General features: G+C 65.0%; 16 protein-coding genes. 8 read left to right on the forward strand and 8 right to left on the reverse strand.

Annotated elements, in window-relative coordinates; all coding sequences use genetic code 11:
• Positions 1-28: 28 nt before the first annotated feature.
• Positions 29-871 (reverse strand): ACT domain-containing protein, encoded by an 843-nt coding sequence (locus tag QFZ40_RS20635; RefSeq protein ID WP_306906661.1) that lies wholly within the window; start codon positions 869-871, stop codon positions 29-31.
• 149 nt (positions 872-1,020) lie between these two features.
• On the opposite strand from QFZ40_RS20635, the gene QFZ40_RS20640 reads away from it, so the two are divergent.
• From QFZ40_RS20640 to QFZ40_RS20650, 3 genes are all read left to right on the forward strand, one after another.
• Complete coding sequence (locus tag QFZ40_RS20640; protein ID WP_306906662.1) at positions 1,021-2,073, forward strand: FUSC family protein; 1,053 nt, start codon at positions 1,021-1,023, stop codon at positions 2,071-2,073.
• Positions 2,074-2,116: 43 nt separating this feature from the next.
• Positions 2,117-2,860, forward strand: a complete 744-nt coding sequence (locus QFZ40_RS20645) for an IclR family transcriptional regulator (RefSeq protein ID WP_306906663.1) — start codon at positions 2,117-2,119, stop codon at positions 2,858-2,860.
• A gap of 132 nt (positions 2,861-2,992) precedes the next feature.
• Complete coding sequence (locus QFZ40_RS20650; protein ID WP_306906664.1) at positions 2,993-4,180, forward strand: 4-hydroxybenzoate 3-monooxygenase; 1,188 nt, start codon at positions 2,993-2,995, stop codon at positions 4,178-4,180.
• 8 nt (positions 4,181-4,188) lie between these two features.
• Here QFZ40_RS20650 and QFZ40_RS20655 read toward each other — a convergent pair whose 3' ends face one another.
• The 6 genes from QFZ40_RS20655 to purB form a co-directional block, all read right to left on the reverse strand.
• The gene (locus QFZ40_RS20655; protein WP_306906665.1) at positions 4,189-6,033 is read right to left on the reverse strand and encodes an ABC transporter permease; all 1,845 of its coding nucleotides are present in this window, start codon (positions 6,031-6,033) and stop codon (positions 4,189-4,191) included.
• Positions 6,030-7,097 (reverse strand): ABC transporter ATP-binding protein, encoded by a 1,068-nt coding sequence (locus tag QFZ40_RS20660; protein WP_306906666.1) that lies wholly within the window; start codon positions 7,095-7,097, stop codon positions 6,030-6,032. The genes QFZ40_RS20655 and QFZ40_RS20660 overlap by 4 nt, the downstream gene beginning before the upstream one ends.
• 45 nt (positions 7,098-7,142) lie before the next feature.
• Positions 7,143-8,228: an extracellular solute-binding protein gene (locus QFZ40_RS20665; RefSeq protein ID WP_306906667.1), complete on the reverse strand. Its 1,086-nt coding sequence runs from the start codon at positions 8,226-8,228 to the stop codon at positions 7,143-7,145.
• Positions 8,229-8,483: 255 nt separating this feature from the next.
• Positions 8,484-8,987: a GNAT family N-acetyltransferase gene (locus QFZ40_RS20670; RefSeq protein ID WP_306906668.1), complete on the reverse strand. Its 504-nt coding sequence runs from the start codon at positions 8,985-8,987 to the stop codon at positions 8,484-8,486.
• 126 nt (positions 8,988-9,113) lie between these two features.
• Positions 9,114-9,785, reverse strand: a complete 672-nt coding sequence (locus QFZ40_RS20675; RefSeq protein ID WP_306906669.1) for a histidine phosphatase family protein — start codon at positions 9,783-9,785, stop codon at positions 9,114-9,116.
• 93 nt (positions 9,786-9,878) lie between these two features.
• Complete coding sequence (gene purB, locus QFZ40_RS20680) at positions 9,879-11,321, reverse strand: adenylosuccinate lyase (protein WP_306906670.1); 1,443 nt, start codon at positions 11,319-11,321, stop codon at positions 9,879-9,881.
• 160 nt (positions 11,322-11,481) lie between these two features.
• Between purB and QFZ40_RS20685 the strand changes: the two genes are divergently transcribed.
• Together QFZ40_RS20685 and QFZ40_RS20690 are read left to right on the forward strand one after the other, a co-directional pair.
• A complete protein-coding gene (locus QFZ40_RS20685) occupies positions 11,482-11,784 on the forward strand; it encodes a hypothetical protein (RefSeq protein WP_306906671.1) in 303 nt (100 codons plus the stop codon).
• The gene (locus QFZ40_RS20690; protein ID WP_306906672.1) at positions 11,784-13,229 is read left to right on the forward strand and encodes a hypothetical protein; all 1,446 of its coding nucleotides are present in this window, start codon (positions 11,784-11,786) and stop codon (positions 13,227-13,229) included. The genes QFZ40_RS20685 and QFZ40_RS20690 overlap by 1 nt, the downstream gene beginning before the upstream one ends.
• Here QFZ40_RS20690 and QFZ40_RS20695 read toward each other — a convergent pair.
• Positions 13,183-13,611, reverse strand: coding sequence for a phage holin family protein (locus QFZ40_RS20695; RefSeq protein WP_306906673.1), 429 nt, complete (start codon positions 13,609-13,611; stop codon positions 13,183-13,185). The two genes, QFZ40_RS20690 and QFZ40_RS20695, sit on opposite strands and share 47 nt — an antisense overlap.
• Before the next feature lie 192 nt (positions 13,612-13,803).
• On the opposite strand from QFZ40_RS20695, the gene QFZ40_RS20700 reads away from it, so the two are divergent.
• The 3 genes from QFZ40_RS20700 (at position 13,804) to QFZ40_RS20710 (ending at position 17,299) form a co-directional block, all read left to right on the forward strand.
• Positions 13,804-14,922: a histidinol-phosphate transaminase gene (locus tag QFZ40_RS20700; protein WP_306906674.1), complete on the forward strand. Its 1,119-nt coding sequence runs from the start codon at positions 13,804-13,806 to the stop codon at positions 14,920-14,922.
• 149 nt (positions 14,923-15,071) lie between these two features.
• Positions 15,072-16,319 (forward strand): pyruvate dehydrogenase (acetyl-transferring) E1 component subunit alpha, encoded by a 1,248-nt coding sequence (gene pdhA / locus QFZ40_RS20705; protein WP_306906675.1) that lies wholly within the window; start codon positions 15,072-15,074, stop codon positions 16,317-16,319.
• On the forward strand, positions 16,319-17,299 hold the full coding sequence (locus tag QFZ40_RS20710) for an alpha-ketoacid dehydrogenase subunit beta (RefSeq protein ID WP_306906676.1): 981 nt from the start codon (positions 16,319-16,321) through the stop codon (positions 17,297-17,299). The genes pdhA and QFZ40_RS20710 overlap by 1 nt, the downstream gene beginning before the upstream one ends.
• The last annotated feature ends 39 nt before the right edge of the window (positions 17,300-17,338 follow it).

Genomic DNA, 17,338 nt, shown 5'->3' on the forward strand with positions numbered 1-17,338 from the left:
TCGGCCGGCCGGACGGCGGCTGACAGCGTTACGGGCCGGCCGCTACAGGCCGGTGGGACAGGATCTCGGCGAGCTCCGCGAGCCGATGGGCACGGGCCGACTCCGCCGGCGTGAACGGTTCGCCGGGACGGGCGAAGGTGATGGGCCCATGCCAGGCGGTCGGGATCTTCAGCTGCGTGCCGGCGTCGTCCGTTTCGGGGGTGCCGGCCGCCTCGGCGGGCGGCACGATCCGGGCGCGCAGCAGTTCGGCAACTGCCAGCGGCAGTTCGTCGGGAGCGTCGGCGATCCGGGCGGCGAGGCTCAGGGCCTTGGTTTGTCCGTCCGCCATGGCGAGAGCGGTGGTCGGCCATACACGTGAACGGGAGCCGCCGCCGTCGTGCAGGGCCTCCAGGAGCTCCCGTTCGCTGAGGTTTCCGGGGGCGGAGAGGACAAACTCGTCCAGCACCCCTCCCGGCATGGGGTGGACGTGGATGCTCAGGATGTTGGTGTCCAGGCGGGCCAGCGCCTGCGTGATTTTCTGCAGGGAGCCCGGCTGGTCCCGCAGCACGGTGCGTGCCCGCCAGAGTGCCGGCGCGGTGCCCAGCTGCTTGCGGTGGCGCAGTGCCGGCGCGTGCAGCCAGCCCCGGAGGACGCGGGCAGCGGACGGCTCCGCCACCCAGATCACCAGGACGGTGGCGGTCAGGGTAAGCACCAGGACCTTGGCAACGTAGGGGAGGTGGGTTTCCACCACCAGGGCGTGGACGAGCAGTTCGATCGGGAGCATGACCGCCACATTGGCAACAGTCAGTCGGGTCTTGGTGGGTTCCGGCATCTGGCCGCAGACTTCGCAGCTCAAGTCAGCCGCGGCAGGGGTCCTTGCAGTGGGCTTCATATCTCAAGGATCGCGTGGCGCTGTTTCGGTGGTGTTGCCCCGCGGTTCCGATCGTGGGAATGCTGCGAGACGTAGGATTTACGGGAAACGTCAGCGTGGCCGCCGTCAGATATTAACAGCCCGTATCGCAGGAAAGGCGCCCTCCGCACGTGAAGATCCTCGCTGAAATGTTCAGCATTGCCCCGGCCAACAAGGACCACCACCCGGCTCTCCGCTGCGCCGTGGGTGTCTTTGTCCCCCTCATCACCCTTGTGCTGCTGGGCCGCCTGGACCTCGCGATCTTCGCCTCTTTCGGCGCCTTTACCGGCATCTACGGCCGCGGTGAACCCCACGGATCACGTTTTGCCCTCCAGCTTCGCGGCGGCTTGCTGATGCTGTTGGTCATCCTGCTGGCATCGCTCGTGGCCCGGATGGGTGCCGCCTGGGGGCTTGATGAGCCAGCCACGACGTGGTTCCTCGTCCTGGCGACCACCCTTGTGGCGGGCGGCTGCTCGGTTGCGGTCTCCTGGTGGCTGCTCCGGCCTGCCGGCTCACTGTTCCATATCTTCGCCTTCGCGGCGATCGCCTCCATCCCCAACCAGCCGCCGCTCTGGCAAGGCATGCTGGTTGCTGTCCTGACCACTGTCTTCTGCCTGCTGGTCGGCTTCTCGTCGCGCGTGCTGGCCAGCCACCGCGCGCCCTGGGTCCGGCCGCGGCCCCTGCGGCGCTCCCTGGAGGAGCGGAGAGCGGCGTGGCTGGAAGGCTCCGGCTACCTCGTGGCCGCCGGTCTGGCCGGAGGCCTGGCCACCTTGGCGGGGCAGTGGCTGGACTTTGGCCATAACTACTGGGCCATGGTGGCAGCCGTGGTCCCGCTCGTGGGGCACACCACCAGGCACCGTGTCCGCCGCGGCGTGCAGAGGATCATCGGTACCGTCCTGGGCCTCGTGGTGCTGGCCGGAGTCCTGCTGCTTGGCCTGGAGCCCTGGCAGACGGTTCTGGTGATGGCGCTGTGCCAATTCGGTGCGGAGATGTTCATCATCCGGCAGTACCTCCTGGCGCAGCTGTTCGTCACGCCGCTGGCCCTGGTCTCCACCCTGCTGGTGGTGCCGGCCTCGCCCGCCATCCTGCTCCGCGACCGGATCATCGAGACGGTGGTCGGCGCCGCCGTGGGCATTGCCGTGGTGCTGGCGCCCACCGTCTGGCGCCGCCTGCGGCTGGAGTAGCGGGTGTAATCTGGGACGACTCCGTTCAATGGAAGCAGCAGTCATGGCCAATTCAGTCTCGGGGGACTCGGTGGTGGACCGTGTAGTCCGGGTAATCTCCGCCTTTCCCGAAGGCACCAGCAGTCTTCAGCTCTCCGAGCTGGCAGGCCTCGCCGGGCTTCCCCTCACCACGGCTCACCGGCTGGTCCGGCAGCTCGCGGCGCACGGCCTGCTGGAGACGGGCGCGGGCGGTACGGTGCGGCTTGGGCTGCGGCTGTGGGAGCTGGTGAACCGGAATTCCCCGACCCTGGCATTGCGGCAGGCGGCCATGCCGTTCATGGAGGACATCCAGCAGGTCCTCAACCAGAACGTGAACCTGGCTGTACTCGACGGCTGGGAGGCGCTCTTTGTGGAGCGGCTGTCCCGCCGGGGCTCGGTGGCGAACCGGGCCAGGGTTGCCGGGAGGATGCCTGTCCATATCTCGTCCGCCGGGCTGGCGCTCATGGCCCACCAGGACAAGGCGCTCCAGGCAGAGTACCTGCAACAGTTTTCGGATCCGGCAGAAAAGGTGTCCGCCGACGCCCTGCGTGCCCTGCTCAGCGAGGCTGCCCATCAGGGATTTGCGCAGCTTGAGGGCGTGGTGGATCCGGAGACCTGGGGCATTGCCGTTCCCGTGCTGGACCGGCGGCAGCACGCAGTCGCGGCTCTCGGCGTCGTGGTTCCTTTACGTGAGATGCGCCTCCAGGCGCTGGTTCCGGCACTGCAGACTGCTGCAAGGGGCATCGCCCGCCAGCTTTCCGGTGCGTGAGCAACCCCGTTACAGCCGTTTCCGTTCAACGGAAACCCTGTAACGGGAGTGGGTCCTTCCGGCGCACACTTTAGCCAGACGCACCAACCTGCCCGCACCAGCCACGGGCCCGCAACGAAGCGAGAAACAATCTTGGCAACACGCAAAGTCATTACCACCCAGGTCGCCATCGTGGGCGCGGGTCCCGCCGGACTGATGCTCTCCCACCTGCTGGCAACATCCGGCATTGACTCCACCGTGATCGAGGTCCGCAGCCACAAGGCGATCTCCGAGACCGTCCGGGCGGGAATCCTGGAGCACGGCACCGTCAATCTCCTGGTGGACAGCGGCGTTTCTGACCGTGTGCTGCGCGAGGGCAACCGGCACGATGGCATCGAGCTACGGTTCAACGGCGAAAGCCACCGCGTCGACTTCAAGGACCTCGTGGGCGCATCCGTCTGGCTGTATCCGCAGACAGACGTTTTCCTGGACCTCGCCGCCCGGCGGAAGGCCGACGGCGGCGACGTCCGCTACAGCGTCACCGGCACCAGCATCCACGACATCGAGGGCAGGCCCAGGGTCTGGTTCACTGACGCCGACGCTGTGGACTACGAGATTCAGGCGGAATTTGTGGTGGGCGCCGACGGTTCGCGCAGCCATTGCCGCACCCAGATCCCGGAAGCGCACCGCAAGTGGTATTTCCATGAATACCCCTTCGCCTGGTTCGGCGTCCTGGCCGAAGCCCCGCGCAGCGCCGATGAACTGATTTACGCCAACTCTGACAACGGGTTTGCCCTGATCAGCCAGCGGACCCCGACTGTGCAGCGCATGTACTTCCAGTGCGACCCCAGAGAGAACGTGGCCGACTGGGACGATGACCGGATCTGGGCCGAATTCCGCAGCCGGGTCAACGGAAACGGCTTTGAACTCAAGGAAGGCCCGGTCCTTGACAAGATGGTCCTGCCCTTCCGCAGCTTTGTCCACACCCCCATGCGGCACGGGAGCCTGTTCCTGGTGGGCGACGCGGCCCACACGGTTCCGCCCACCGGCGCCAAAGGGCTGAACCTGGCGATCCATGACGTCAAGGTGCTGTTCGAAGGGCTGGACAGCTACTATCGGTCCGGCTCCACCCTGCTCCTGGACTCCTTCAGCGACCGGGCACTGGACCGGGTATGGAAAGCCCAGCAGTTCTCCTACTGGATGACCACCATGCTGCACACGCCTGCCGAGACGGACGACTTCTCCCGCGCCCGCCAGCTCGGTGAGCTCAACTCCGTGGTGTCATCCAAGCACGGCATGGCCTACCTCGCGGAAGCGTACACAGGCTGGCCATCAAGATAAGACTCGCTTCACCTGACGGTCACTTCGCTGGCCCTGCTGTCCGGGACCCCGGCAAACGCAGGATCTGGTGGCAAAGAATCATGCGGAACGGATTCAGGCCGCTTCCGGCCGGCACCGGCGCCGCGTTTGGCGGAGCGTCCATAGACGAGGTACATGGTAAGTCCGGTGATGACCATAAGCAGCACGGTGTAAACGAAAGTGTTGCCCACGCCCTCCACCCCTTCGGCGCCGTCGGTGTTCGCCTTGATCACCAGCCCCAGCGGCTGGACCAGCGGGTGCGCCAGAAAGATCGCGGTGTCGTAGTCGTCCAGCAGGTTGTTGAAGTTCAGCGCGGCAATGGCTGCGGCCGCCGGAAGCACCAGAGGCAGCAGGATCCGCCGGTACACGTACAGTGTCTTGGCGCCCATGATGGCGGCGGCTTCCTCCATCGAGGTGTTGACCGACGCGAAAGATGCCTTGAGCATGCGGAGGGTGAACGGGATCTTGACGGTCACAAAAGCGATCAGCAGGATCACTGTGGTTCCGGTGAGGACAGTGCCGCCCACCATCGGATTCGGGTGGTCGTAGCTGATGATGAGTCCCAGGGCGAGCAGGGCGGAGGGCAGGATCCAGGGAATGTGGAGCAGGTATTCGAAGACAGAGGCAACCCAGTTTTTGTACTGCTGAAGCAACCTGGCCACAAACAGCAGCCCGCCCACCGCAATCAGGGTCGCCAGTCCGCTGTAGACCACGCTGACAATAAAGGGCTGCAGGCCTGATGGCTGGGTCAGGATCCGCACGTAGTTGTCAAGCGTCAGGCTGCCCGCGGAGATCCGGCCGCTTTGGATGGCAGCGCCGTCGGCGAACGAGTACAGGACAATCAGCACGACGGGCAGCGTGTACAACGCGAACAGCAGGTAGGCGATGATGTGCACGGCAGCATTGGCGACAGGACTGGCAATTTGCTGCTTCTGCAGCGCCGTGGACACTTTGGACAGCGAGTAATAGGTACCCCGCTTCTCCAGCCGGGACATGACCGCGAGCATCACGATGGTGGAGACGCCCAGGATGACAGCCAGCAGCGCGGCCAGATCCCGTGAAGTAGGACTGTCGGCGAAGGTCAGGATCATGGGCGTGATGGTCTGGAACTCCCGCCCGCCCAGCACCTGCGGCGCGCTCAAGGCCCCCAGACCGGTCAGGAAGGACAGGATGGTGACCGCGAAGAGAGTGGGTCTAAGCATGGGGAGCACAACCCGGCGCAGGATGGTCCAAGTGGATGCGCCCAGGTTCCGTGCGGCCTCAATGGTTTGGTAGTCAACGCCTTTGAGCGCATTGCCTACAAACAGCATGTGGTTGGTGGTGGTGGCAAACGTCATCACCACCAGCACAGCGAAGAAACCGGAGAACCACGCCGGATCCATGTCGGGGAACACCGTGTGCATAAAGGACGTCACAATCCCCTTGTCGCCGTAGATGAACTTGTATCCGGCGGCCAGGACGATGCCTCCATAGATGAAGGTGGAGGCGTAGCCCAAAAACAGGATCCGGGAGCCGCGTATTTTGAAGTATTGCGTCACCAGCACAATGAAGATGCCCACAACGTTCACCGTGACGGACAGGGCAAGCGCCAGCAGGAAGCTGTTGCCCAGGGATTTCATGGCGCGCTGGGAGGAGAACAGCTTCTCGGCCGCCCGCCCGGAGAATCTGCCGTCCGGAAAGAATGTTGCCATGAGGATGTTGAGGTTGGGCCAGACCAGGAAAGCTGCGATGAACCAGGTGAGTACCGCGCCCACCATCAGGACGAACGGCGAGCGGAGCATGCTCCTGGCAGAGCCACCATTCCTGCCGCTGTTCTTCACGGAGACTCTGCTCATGGCAGGGCCACTGCCTCGGGCTTCCTTGCCAGGGCTGCGCCGGTACCGGGATGGTACTGAAGCACGTGGCCCGGCTGGACATACACAGTGGCCTTAGCGCCGGCGTCGGGGTGCACGCCCCCGTCTTCCCGGACCAACAGCCGGATATCCGCGCCATGGCTCCGCACTACATACCGGCTGTGGAGGCCGTGGTAGGTGCGTGACACCACCGTTCCGGAGAGCCCGACGACGGCGCCCCCGTTCAGGGGCGCGCTCAGGGATGCCTTTTCCACCCTCAGGTAGGAGTTGGCGTTCGGGCTGAGGCCGGCACCGGAGAGCCGGTTCAGTTCAGTGATGAATTCAAAGTTCAGCAGCGAGCTGTCACCGATGAAGTTGCACACGAATTCTGTGGCCGCCTCATCGTAGATGGCCTGCGGGGTGCCCACCTGCTCAATCACCCCGTTGTTGAAAACAGCCACCCGGTCGCTCATGGCCAGTGCCTCATCCTGGTCGTGGGTGACGTACACGGTGGTAATGCCGAACTCGCTCTGCAGGTCTTTCAACTGCTGCCTGAGCTGGTGCCGCAACTTGGCGTCCAAATTCGAGAGTGGCTCGTCCAGGAGCAGGATCTTGGGCCGCAGCACCAGGGCGCGGGCCACCGCCACCCGCTGCTGCTGGCCTCCGGAAAGCTCCGCCACATTTTTGTCCAGCTGCTCGTCGCTTAGCTCCACTCGCCGTGCGATGTCCCGCACCAGCCGGTCGGCGTCGGCTGATTTTTCCTTCCGGACCCGGAGCCCAAAGGCAATGTTCTCCCACACGCTCATGCTGGGGAACAGGGCATAGTTCTGGAACACCATCCCCACCTGACGCTTATCGCTGGGAAGCCGCGTGACGTTCCTGCCGTCCACATGGACGGTTCCCTTGGAGGGTTCAATAAACCCGGCCAAGGTGCGCAGCGCCGTCGTTTTCCCACAGCCGGATGGACCCAGCAGCGTGAAGAACTCCCCGGGTTTTACGTCAAGGTCCAGGTGGGGGATGGCAATAAATTCGCCAAAGGAAACTTCGATGTTGTCCAAGCGGATCATGGGAAAGCCTGTCTCGGTGGGCTGATGGAGCGGGTCGGGCGGCGGCTACGTCATGTATTCGAGTTCGATCTTCTCCACCCAGGCGCCCATGTTCTTTTGCACGAAGTCCCAGTCGATGTCCTGCTGCTTGAGCCCGGCGAAGAACTCCACTACCTCCGGCTTTGCCTTGGCGGCGGCACCCTTGTTCACGGGCATCGAATTGAACTGCTGCGCCCAGGCGCCTTGTACGTCTGCGCTGCCGAACCAGTCGATGAATTTCTGCGCCTCTTCCTTCTTGTCAGTCCCCTTGACCAGGGCCACCTGTTCGACGGCCAGCGGAACCCCCACGGACGGCGCGACAGTCTCCACGTTGACCTTGAAGGACTTCTCACGTTCGCTGATGATCGAGGACGGCATCTGCCCCATGTCCACTTCACCGGACGCAATCCGGGCAAAAAGGTCCGTCTTGGCCACGGCCGGGCTGCCGTTCTGGAAGTACTGCTCCACCTGCTTCCAGCCTTCGTCAGAAATGCCCAAATCGCCGGAACTGTCCTTGTACCGGGAGAGGATGCCGGCGAACACCAGCTGTGCCGTGGCTGTGCCGAGTCCCGTCACGCGCTCATAGCGGCCTTTGAACTCGTCCTTGGTCCAGAGGTCCGTCCAGTCCTTGGGTGCGGCATCCTTGGTGATCTTGTCCGAGTTGTAGCCCAGGAGGATGGCCTGCTTCACGAGCGGCCAGTAGGCCTTGTCAGATCCGCTGTCGCCGAGGGCGGTGTCCACGTCGGCCGCCCAGGCTGGCTCATAACGCTCGATCGCGCCCTCGGCCTTGATCTGCGCGAAGTACATGTTGTTGAGGCCGAATGCCACGTCGGCAATGGGGTTGTTCTTTTCGGCAATCAGTTTGTTGGTGGCATCTGCCCCGCCCACACCAACCACTTCGATCGTGAAGCCGGCCTCGGCAGCCTTGGCAGTCAGCCATTCCCCCCGGCCCTCTCCGTTGGAGTTCGTATAGATGACGAGTGTGTCGCCGCTGCCTCGGCCCGGAGCGGAGGAAGATTCTCCGGAAGCTGCGGGGGTGGCCGCACCACCTCCGCAGCCAGCAAGCAGGGTGACGACGACGACGGCGGCAGCCAGGGTCTGCAGTTTACGCACGATCAGGACTCATTTCTGGACTGGAATCGGAGCATTGTCCGGCCAGCCTATAGCTGGACCCGAGGATTGTGGACGTTTATAGCTATCGATTCGATAAACGTCCAGGCCTTCAAGTCTGGTCCAGTATCCGAAACAGCCAGGGCCCGGTGCGTAAACGGGCCATGAACGTCTTAGTGCGATTGCGTCTGCGGCGGTGAGGGCCCGGGACGCTGCGTGTGGTGCCCGCGGCGGGGCGCTACCGTCGGCCGATGCAGCCTAGGCCATGGCGGTGTGCGCCGCACTGTGCGAGTCGATGGTCTTGGCATAGCAGTAGGAGTGTTCCACCCCGATGTAGGGGCCGAAGTTGGGGACGGGCTCGAACCCGGAGCTTTCGTAGAAGTGCCGGCCGTCCGGCTGCGCCGACCCCGCCTCGGCCTTGATCCGTGTGATCCCCTGCTTGAAGGCCTCCGCCTCAAGGGCCGCAAGGATGGAGCTCGCCACGCCTGAACCGCGCGTATAGGGCAGGACGTACAGCCGCTTGATCTCGGCCGCCCCGGCATCGAGCAGCCTGAGGCCGCCGCAGCCCACGGGCTGCCCCGACCCTTTGTCGTACGCCACCAGGAACACAGCACAATCGGCGCCCGACGGCGGGGTGCCCGGTTCGTGGTCAGGGGTACCGAAGCGAGCGTCGAGTTCTGCCTGCTGCGCCCTGCGCAGGTCGGCGCCCACGGGGTTGGACCAGGTGACCTGCCTGATGTTGAGACGGGGATTGGTCTGCATGACTGCCTCGATTCGCCGAAGGGTTATGCCTGACAAGCCTAGGAGGGCGCCGTTACCGCGGTGTTTCCTCCGCGTAAGCGGACAGAGAACAGTCAGTATGCCCCGCGGATACCTTTGCGGGCCGGACTATTTTCCTTCGCCCGTGGGGTCCTCGGCGGTGGGATCGGCCAGCGCCAAGCCGCCCACCGGGCTGCCGTCCCAGTGGACCAGCGTCCAGCCGGCGTCGGGGTCCCCTTCCAGGGCCACGATCCCCGTGTTGGACAACACGTGCCGGGCGGCGAACTCGTGGTCGGTGTCCGCAGCGCGGCGGCCCGCCCAGGTGCGGATTGCGGCGCCGTGGCTGACAACAGCCGCGGCGGCACCGTCCCCCTCTTGAGCGGCGCGTTCGGCAACCCGGGTGATGGCGGCGTCGAACCGGTCGAAGAATTCGTGTCCGTCCGGCCCGGCCGGCATCCGGCGGTCCAGATCCCCGGCGGCCCATGCAAAAACCGTGCCCAGGTAGCGCTTGTGGGACTCGTGGTCGGTCAGTTTCTCCAGGGCCCCGGCCTCGATTTCGTGCAGGCCGTCCATTACTTCGACCTTGAGCCCGTGCAGCCTTGCCAGGGGCGCGGCCGTCACCTGCGTGCGGAGCAGGGTGGAGGCGTACAGCGCGCCGATGGGCTCGTTTGCCAGTGACCGCGCCATCGCCTCTGCCTGCCGCTGGCCCAGCTCGGTGAGCCCTGGTCCAGGATGGGCTGTGTCCAGTTGGCCAAGTACGTTTCCGGGAGTCTGACCGTGGCGGATGAGGAGCAGCTTCATGCACCCAGTTTCCCACCTCGGGGCAAGGCCCCAAACCGAAGGCGCCGGGCCCCTGGGAGCCCGGCGCCGCCGTCGTACGTCTTTGCTCGCGACCTACTTCAGGTGGTCAACCAGCTGGTCTGCGATGCCCGTGTACTTGCCGGGGGTCAACGCGAGCAGCCGGGCTTCAGCGTCCGCCGACAGGCCAAGGCCCTGGACGAACTCCTGCATCCGGGCGGCGTCCACGCGCTGCCCGCGGGTGAGGTCCTTGAGGCGCTCGTACGGGTTTTCCATGCCTTCGACGCCGGCGATCGCCTCGGCGCGCATGACCATCTGGATGGCCTCGCCCAGGACTTCCCAGTTGGTGTCCAGGTCGGCTGCGAGGACGTCCTCGGCAACGTCGAGCCGGTCCAGGCCCTTGGCGACGTTTGAGATGGCCAGCAGTGAGTGGCCGAATGCCACGCCGATGTTGCGCTGGCTGGAGGAATCGGTCAGGTCGCGCTGCCAGCGTGAGGTGACCAGCGTTGCGCCGAGCGTATCCAGCAGGCCGTTGGAAATCTCGAGGTTGGCCTCGGCGTTCTCAAAGCGGATCGGGTTGACCTTGTGAGGCATGGTCGACGATCCGGTGGCGCCGGCCACCGGGATCTGCACGAAGTAGCCGATCGAGATGTAGCTCCAGATGTCGGTGCACACGTTGTGCAGGATCCGGTTAAAGCGTGCGACGTCGGCATAGAGCTCTGCCTGCCAGTCGTGGCTTTCGATCTGCGTTGTCAGCGGGTTCCAGGTGAGGCCGAGGCCTTCAACGAAGGACCTGGCCACCTGCTGCCAGTCGGCGCCCGGGACGGAGGCCACGTGGGCGGCGTAGGTGCCTGTTGCCCCGTTGATCTTGCCCAGATATTCAGTCCTGGCGATGCGGTCCAGCTGACGGGTCAGGCGGTGCGCGATGACGGCGAGTTCCTTGCCCAGGGTGGTCGGCGTCGCAGGCTGGCCATGGGTTCGGGACAGCATGGGGACGGCACGGTTGTCATCGGCCATCCGGCTGATCTGGCCCACCAGTGCGCGCGCTGCAGGCAGCCACACCTCCTCCACAGCGCCCTTGACGCCGAGCGCGTAGGAGAGGTTGTTGATGTCCTCGGAGGTGCACCCGAAGTGGACCATGGCGGTCAGGTTTTCGATGCCGATGCCGGGCAGGCGGCGGCCGATGTAGTATTCCACGGCTTTGACGTCGTGGACCGTGACAGCTTCGATATCGGCCAGTTCAGCCACGGATGAGGAATCGAATTCGGTGACGATCCTGCGGAGCTGGTCCTGCTGCTTGGACGTCAGCGGACCTGCGCCGGGGAGGACGTTGTTGCTGGTCAGATGGATGAGCCATTCCACCTCGACGGCGACCCGGTCACGGTTGAGGGCTGCCTCGGACAGGTAATCAACCAGGGGGGCGACGGCTGACTGGTAGCGGCCGTCCAGCGGGCCGAGCGCGATCTGTTCCGGTGACGCGGCCAGGGCCAGGCGTCCGGAGGGCGTACGGGTATCAGCTGTGGCGGCAGTTTCAGGCATGTGCTGATTCTTTCACGAACTCCAGCCCTGCCTTAAGCCGGTCTCCTGCGTGTGACTTGTCCACATAGCCGACGGCGGCGCTTCCGTGACGCGGCCGTCGTCCGTAGCGTCGGGGTTCACAGAAGAGGTATCACGTACCGGAGTGGGGGAGCGAAGGACAATGAGTATTGATGCAGCCGCCGGGGACATGGGTGCAGCCCTGGTCCGCGGCAGCCAAGTGCAACAGCTCGCAGCGAGGGTGGCTGGCTGCACGGATCGCGTGGAGACGGTGTTGGCAGGCTTTCGCCAGATCCAGCTTCTGGACTGGCAGTCGGCCGCCGGCCGCGCGTACCGGAACTCAGTGGCCCTGCAGGAGTCCGCACTGGGGCGCGCCCGGGACCGGCTCCAGGACGCCGTATCCGCCGTGAACAGCCACGCCCGGGCTGTAGCCGAACCTTGCGGAAATCCGTCAGGACGGTACTGATGGCCGAGGTGACGCCGTCCGGCAGCGGCGGCCCGGTCAAGGTCAGTGATCCCGTCGACGACGGCGTCCTGGAAATCAGGGGCGGCGTAGGAGGCATCAGCTTCCAGTTCGAGGAACTCGTTGGCGGCGCCCGGAAGCTCGATGACCTGGCAGGTGAGCTAAGCGGCGTGGAAGTGGAGGCACGTCGTATCTGGGAAGAGCTCTGCCCTTACCAAAATGATCAACGGTCCTCAGGCACCGCGGCGCTGATAGCGGTCGGGGAGGCCCAGCGCAGCGTTCAGGCTGTCCGGATGGAGCTCCAGCGAATCGGCAGCCAGGTGCGCGCCAGCAAGCGGGACTATGAAGTGGCGGAGGCAGCGGCCGGTCTTGCCCGGACGGTTGGGATCACCAGCCCCAAGGAGCTGGTCGACTCGTGGATGGATTTCTGGCGGACCGGCGTTCCCAGCGAAAGCGCCATGGAACTGCTGACGGCCGGTTCGCCCCTGACATTGACTGCTTTGCTGGGACTCTCGCCCCGACTTTTTGGCCAGCTGATGAGGGCGGAGGCCCGGGCCGGGAGGGATCTCCCTGCCGTGGGCCCCCTGGTCAGAAGCCTCACCGAGGGCCCGCTCTCCGCGGCGGCTCCTCGTCCGGTCCTGGTCGAAAGGGCAGAAACCGTGGAAGCGGATTTCGAGGCAACCCCGGCAGGGCTGTTGGACCGGATCAGGTTGGTCGACGAGCGGGGGGACGGCTATATCGAGGTCGTCGAGGTCGAGAACGAGGGGCACAAGGCGTACGTGGTGGTCATTCCCGGCACCCAGCCAGGCGCGGAACTCGGCGGCAGCAATCCGTTTGACGAGGCGGGAATCGCTGAAGGGCTGGGTTACGGCTCGATTGAGGTTAACACCGCTGTCCGCGAGGCTCTTAGGGAAGCCGGCGCGGAGAAGGGCGCTCCGGTGGTCGCGGTCGGCTACAGCCAGGGCGGAATCCACGCCATGAACCTGGCCGCCGACAAGCTGTTCCTGGCCGAATACGACCTGAAATACGTCCTTACCGCCGGATCCCCCGTGGGCGGGATTACTCCGGCTCCCGGCATCAGCACCCTTCATCTGGAACACAGGGCGGACTGGGTTCCCGGCGGCGATGGCACGCCCGGCCCGGACACCAGGAACCGTGTCACGGTCACCATGAACAATCCGGTGTGGACCGAATACGGAACGGCCCCCGGCATGGGTCCCGGCCATGCGATCACGAACTACCAGGAAGGGGCCCGGTTGGTTGGGGCCAGTGACGATCCTTCACTGGTCGATTCCACTGCCGTGCTCTCCGGCGTCCTGGGTGCCGGCGGGACGGCGACAGCTACCCGTTTTGCACTCTCCCGCGCGAAGGCCCCCGAACCGCAGGCCCCTACCGGCCGCATCAGCCGCGACGGGCGCCCGGGACCCTTCCCGCAACAAGGGAAATGACCGTAATGATGATCGCGGCGAGCACCGCTGTCCAGAAGAAGGAATCGATGCTGAATTGCACCGGGGTGTAGCTGCTGATCCACGAGGTCAGGTAGAGCATGGCTGCGTTGATGACGATGGTGAACAGGCCGAGGGTGAGGATGGTGATTGGCAGTGAGAGGAAGCTGACCAGGGGGCGGACAAAGGCATTAACTACGCCGAAGATCGCACCAATGAACAAGTAGGCCAGGATGATCCCGATGGTATCGGTGCCCTGGGTCACGCCGGACTTTTCCAGTGCCGCGGTGGTGGCTGAACTGGAAATGTCCAGGCCGGGCAGGATCCAGCTTGCAATCCAGAGGGCCAGTCCGTTGATCAGGACCCGAACGATGAAAGAGCGCATGTGCCCATGCTGTCACACGACCCTGTGGGCCAGCCCGGCTGGCGCCCACTCCCGCCGCTGCCGGTCCGCCCTATGTGCCTGCCCGCACCGCTGACTGCTTCCGTTAACTGCTTGCTTGCCCCGCCAGCATGCGGTGGTTCTTCCGTGGAGGCGCTCCCGTTCCGTCCGCCCGGGAGAAGTAGGCTAGTTGGCATGACTTCATCAGAGACCCTGGCCGGAGGAATCCGTCCGCGCCCGATAGTGGGCCGGCTTCCGCGCTACGCCGCGGGCAAGCCCCCGGTCGATGTCGCCGGGATGGTCAGCTACAAGCTGTCCTCGAACGAAAACCCGCTCCCGCCGCTTCCTGCCGTGGTGGAGGCCATCGCCAACCAGACTGACTTCAACCGGTACCCTGACCCGCTCAGCAGCAAGCTCCGCAATGCCCTCGCAGAGTTCCTGGACGTGCCGGCTGACGACATCGTCACGGGTGCCGGCAGCCTGGGTGCACTCAACCAGCTGCTGGCCGCCTTTGCCGGGCAGAACGATGACGGCAAAGCGGACGAAGTGGTTTACGCCTGGCGTTCCTTCGAGGCCTATCCCATCAGCGTGGGCCTGGCGGGCGCTGAAAGCGTCCGGATCCCGCTCACTGCCGATGGCCGGCACGACCTCGAGGCCATGGCGGCAGCCGTCACTGTCCGCACTAAGGTCATTCTCCTGTGCACGCCGAACAACCCAACGGGCCCCGTCCTGACCGCAACGGAGACGGAGCGGTTCATTCAGGCGGTCCCTTCCGACGTCGTGGTGGTTATTGATGAGGCGTATCAGGAGTTCGTCCGGGCCGAGGATGCAGTGGACGGCCTCGCCATGTACCGCAAATATCCCAACGTGGTGGTGCTCCGGACGTTCTCCAAGGCGCACGGCCTGGCTGGGCTCCGCGTGGGCTACAGCGTCTCGAACCCGGAACTGACGCAGTACCTCCGGATGGCGGCTACGCCCTTCGCCGTGTCCCAGATCGCGGAACGGGCGGCAATCGTCTCGCTGCAGAACTACCCCCAGGTTGTAGAAAGGGTACAAAGCCTCGTGGAGGAGCGTGACCGGGTGACCGCCGGGCTGCGCGAGCTGGGCTGGTTTGTTCCGGCCGCGCAGGGCAACTTCGTGTGGCTCTCTCTCGGTGCCGACAGCGGGGAGTTCGCTGAGCTGGCGGGCGAACGTGCGCTGTCCGTCCGGGCCTTTGGGGATGAAGGCGTACGCGTGTCGATAGGCGAAGTGGAGGCCAACACACGCTTTCTCGAGCTGTGTGCGAACTATACAAAGCCGCCGCGCCGTTCCTAGCGCTTAACGTGTAGCGGCCGCGCCACCTACTGAAGATAAAGTAAGGACCAGTAAGCCAATATATATGCCAGCCGGGGAATGCATTCCCCTATGGGCATATATCCCAGCGACATTGCAACGCATCCGGATGCGGCAAGCAAGGAGACGGTATGGGCACCACACATCTGCCCTCCACCGAGTTCGACGGAACAGCGGTAGACGACCAGCTCGAGGCTGATGCCGAGGCCGCCATGGGCGAGCCCGCGGCACAGATGGTTCAGCTCCTGGGCCCGGACGGGAAACTGGGCAACGATCCCGTCTATAGCCCCTACGCCGAGAAACTGGATCCCGAGAAGCTGCGCGGGCTCTACGCCGACATGGCCAGGATCCGCCGCTTCGATGTGGAAGCCACAGCCCTCCAGCGGCAGGGACAGCTGGCACTGTGGGTTCCGCTGACCGGCCAGGAAGCCGCCCAGATCGGATCCGGCCGCGCCAGCCAGCCCCAGGACTACATTTTCCCTACTTACCGGGAGCACGGTGTTGCCCTCACCCGCAACGTGGACCTGGCCGAGCTGCTGCGCCAGTTCCGCGGCGTCTCCAACGGCGGCTGGAACCCCAAGGACACCAACTTCCACCTGTATACCCTCGTCCTTGCAGCCCAGACGCTCCACGCGGTGGGCTACGCCATGGGCATCCAGCGCGACCAGAAGCTGGCGGCGGCGTCAGATCCGGTCGGCACGGAACCGCCGGCGGCAGTCATGGCCTACTACGGCGACGGTGCCAGCTCGGAAGGCGACGTCCATGAATCCATGGTTTTCGCTTCGTCCTTCAATGCACCGGTGGTGTTCTTCTGCCAGAACAACCACTGGGCCATCTCGGTGCCCAGTACTGTGCAGACGCGTGTCCCCCTGTCCAACCGTGCCAAGGGCTACGGTTTCCCGGGAGTGAGGGTGGACGGCAACGACGTCATAGCAGTGCACGCCGTGACCGAGTGGGCGCTGGACCACGCGCGCCAGGGCAAGGGACCGGTGCTGATCGAGGCGTTCACTTACCGTGTGGGTGCCCACACCACGGCCGATGACCCCACAAAATACCGCCAGTCTGCTGAAGAGGATTCCTGGCGGGCCAAGGACCCCCTGGTCCGGCTTGAGAAGTACCTGCGCGCCGAAGGACTGGCCGACGATACCTTCTTCGCCAAGGTCAAGTCCGACGGGGACGAGCTCGCGGCCTATGTGCGGCGGACCACCCATGACCTGGAAACCCCGGACATCCGTACCGCCTTCGCCAACACCTACGTGGAAGCCCACCCGCTCGTTGCGGAGGAGCTGGCGTGGTTCGAGGAATACAGCGCAGGATTTGCAGCCGAACCGGATGCCGGCGCGCCGGGCGACGGGGCAGACACGAAGGCAGGCAACTGATGACCACCATGACCATTGCCAAGGCCATCAATGAGGGCCTCCGCGCAGCGCTCAGCAACAACCCGAAGTCGCTGCTGATGGGCGAGGACATCGGGCCCCTGGGCGGCGTCTACCGGGTCACCGACGGCCTGATCGCAGAATTCGGCCCCGACCGCGTAGTGGACACACCCCTCGCCGAGTCGGGCATTATCGGCACCGCGATCGGACTGGCATTGCGCGGCTACAGCCCGGTCTGTGAAATCCAGTTCGACGGCTTCGTCTTCCCCGGCTTCAACCAGATCACCACGCAGCTGGCCAAAATGCATGCCCGCAGCAACGGCAACCTCACCGTTCCCGTGGTCATCCGGATCCCGTATGGCGGCGGCATCGGCTCCGTAGAGCACCACTCCGAGTCGCCGGAGGCGCTGTTCGCCCACACTGCCGGCCTGCGCATCATCACGCCGTCCAACCCGCACGATGCCTACTGGATGATCCAGCAGGCAGTCGAATGCCAGGACCCCGTCATTGTTTTCGAGCCCAAGCGCCGCTACTGGCTCAAGGGAGACGTGGATGTCGAGGCCGCAGGCGCTGCCGACGACCCGTTCAAAGCCCACGTGCTTCGCGAGGGTGCCGACGCCACGATTGTGGCGTACGGCCCCCTGGTCCCGGTGGCACTGGCCGCGGCAAACGCCGCTGCCGAGGACGGCCGCAGCATTGAAGTAATCGACCTGCGCTCGATTTCTCCGATCGACTTCGATACGGTCACGGCATCCGTCAACAAGACCGGACGGCTGATCGTTGCCCACGAGGCCCCCACCTTCGGCGGCATCGGCGGCGAGATCGCAGCGCGGATCAGTGAGCGCGCCTTCCTCTCCCTCGAGGCCCCGGTCATCCGCGTCGGCGGTTTCCACATGCCCTATCCGGTGGCAAAGGTCGAGGAAGACTACCTTCCTGATATCGACAGGATCCTTGAGGCCCTGGACCGCGCGCTGGCGTACTAGACACACCAAGGCACTCCAAACGCCTGCCGACCGCTCATC

Source organism: Arthrobacter pascens (assembly GCF_030816475.1).
Classification (GTDB): domain Bacteria; phylum Actinomycetota; class Actinomycetes; order Actinomycetales; family Micrococcaceae; genus Arthrobacter; species Arthrobacter pascens_B.

Coding starts and splice junctions, on each gene's coding strand:
- QFZ40_RS20685 (WP_306906671.1), top strand. CDS start 11,482: ATGAGTATTGATGCAGCCGCCGGGGACATGGGTGCAGCCCTGGTCCGC.
- QFZ40_RS20660 (WP_306906666.1), bottom strand. CDS start 7,097: ATGATCCGCTTGGACAACATCGAAGTTTCCTTTGGCGAATTTATTGCC.
- QFZ40_RS20670 (WP_306906668.1), bottom strand. CDS start 8,987: ATGCAGACCAATCCCCGTCTCAACATCAGGCAGGTCACCTGGTCCAAC.
- QFZ40_RS20690 (WP_306906672.1), top strand. CDS start 11,784: ATGGCCGAGGTGACGCCGTCCGGCAGCGGCGGCCCGGTCAAGGTCAGT.
- QFZ40_RS20700 (WP_306906674.1), top strand. CDS start 13,804: ATGACTTCATCAGAGACCCTGGCCGGAGGAATCCGTCCGCGCCCGATA.
- QFZ40_RS20655 (WP_306906665.1), bottom strand. CDS start 6,033: ATGAGCAGAGTCTCCGTGAAGAACAGCGGCAGGAATGGTGGCTCTGCC.
- QFZ40_RS20645 (WP_306906663.1), top strand. CDS start 2,117: ATGGCCAATTCAGTCTCGGGGGACTCGGTGGTGGACCGTGTAGTCCGG.
- purB (WP_306906670.1), bottom strand. CDS start 11,321: ATGCCTGAAACTGCCGCCACAGCTGATACCCGTACGCCCTCCGGACGC.
- pdhA (WP_306906675.1), top strand. CDS start 15,072: ATGGGCACCACACATCTGCCCTCCACCGAGTTCGACGGAACAGCGGTA.
- QFZ40_RS20710 (WP_306906676.1), top strand. CDS start 16,319: ATGACCACCATGACCATTGCCAAGGCCATCAATGAGGGCCTCCGCGCA.
- QFZ40_RS20635 (WP_306906661.1), bottom strand. CDS start 871: ATGAAGCCCACTGCAAGGACCCCTGCCGCGGCTGACTTGAGCTGCGAA.
- QFZ40_RS20695 (WP_306906673.1), bottom strand. CDS start 13,611: ATGCGCTCTTTCATCGTTCGGGTCCTGATCAACGGACTGGCCCTCTGG.
- QFZ40_RS20675 (WP_306906669.1), bottom strand. CDS start 9,785: ATGAAGCTGCTCCTCATCCGCCACGGTCAGACTCCCGGAAACGTACTT.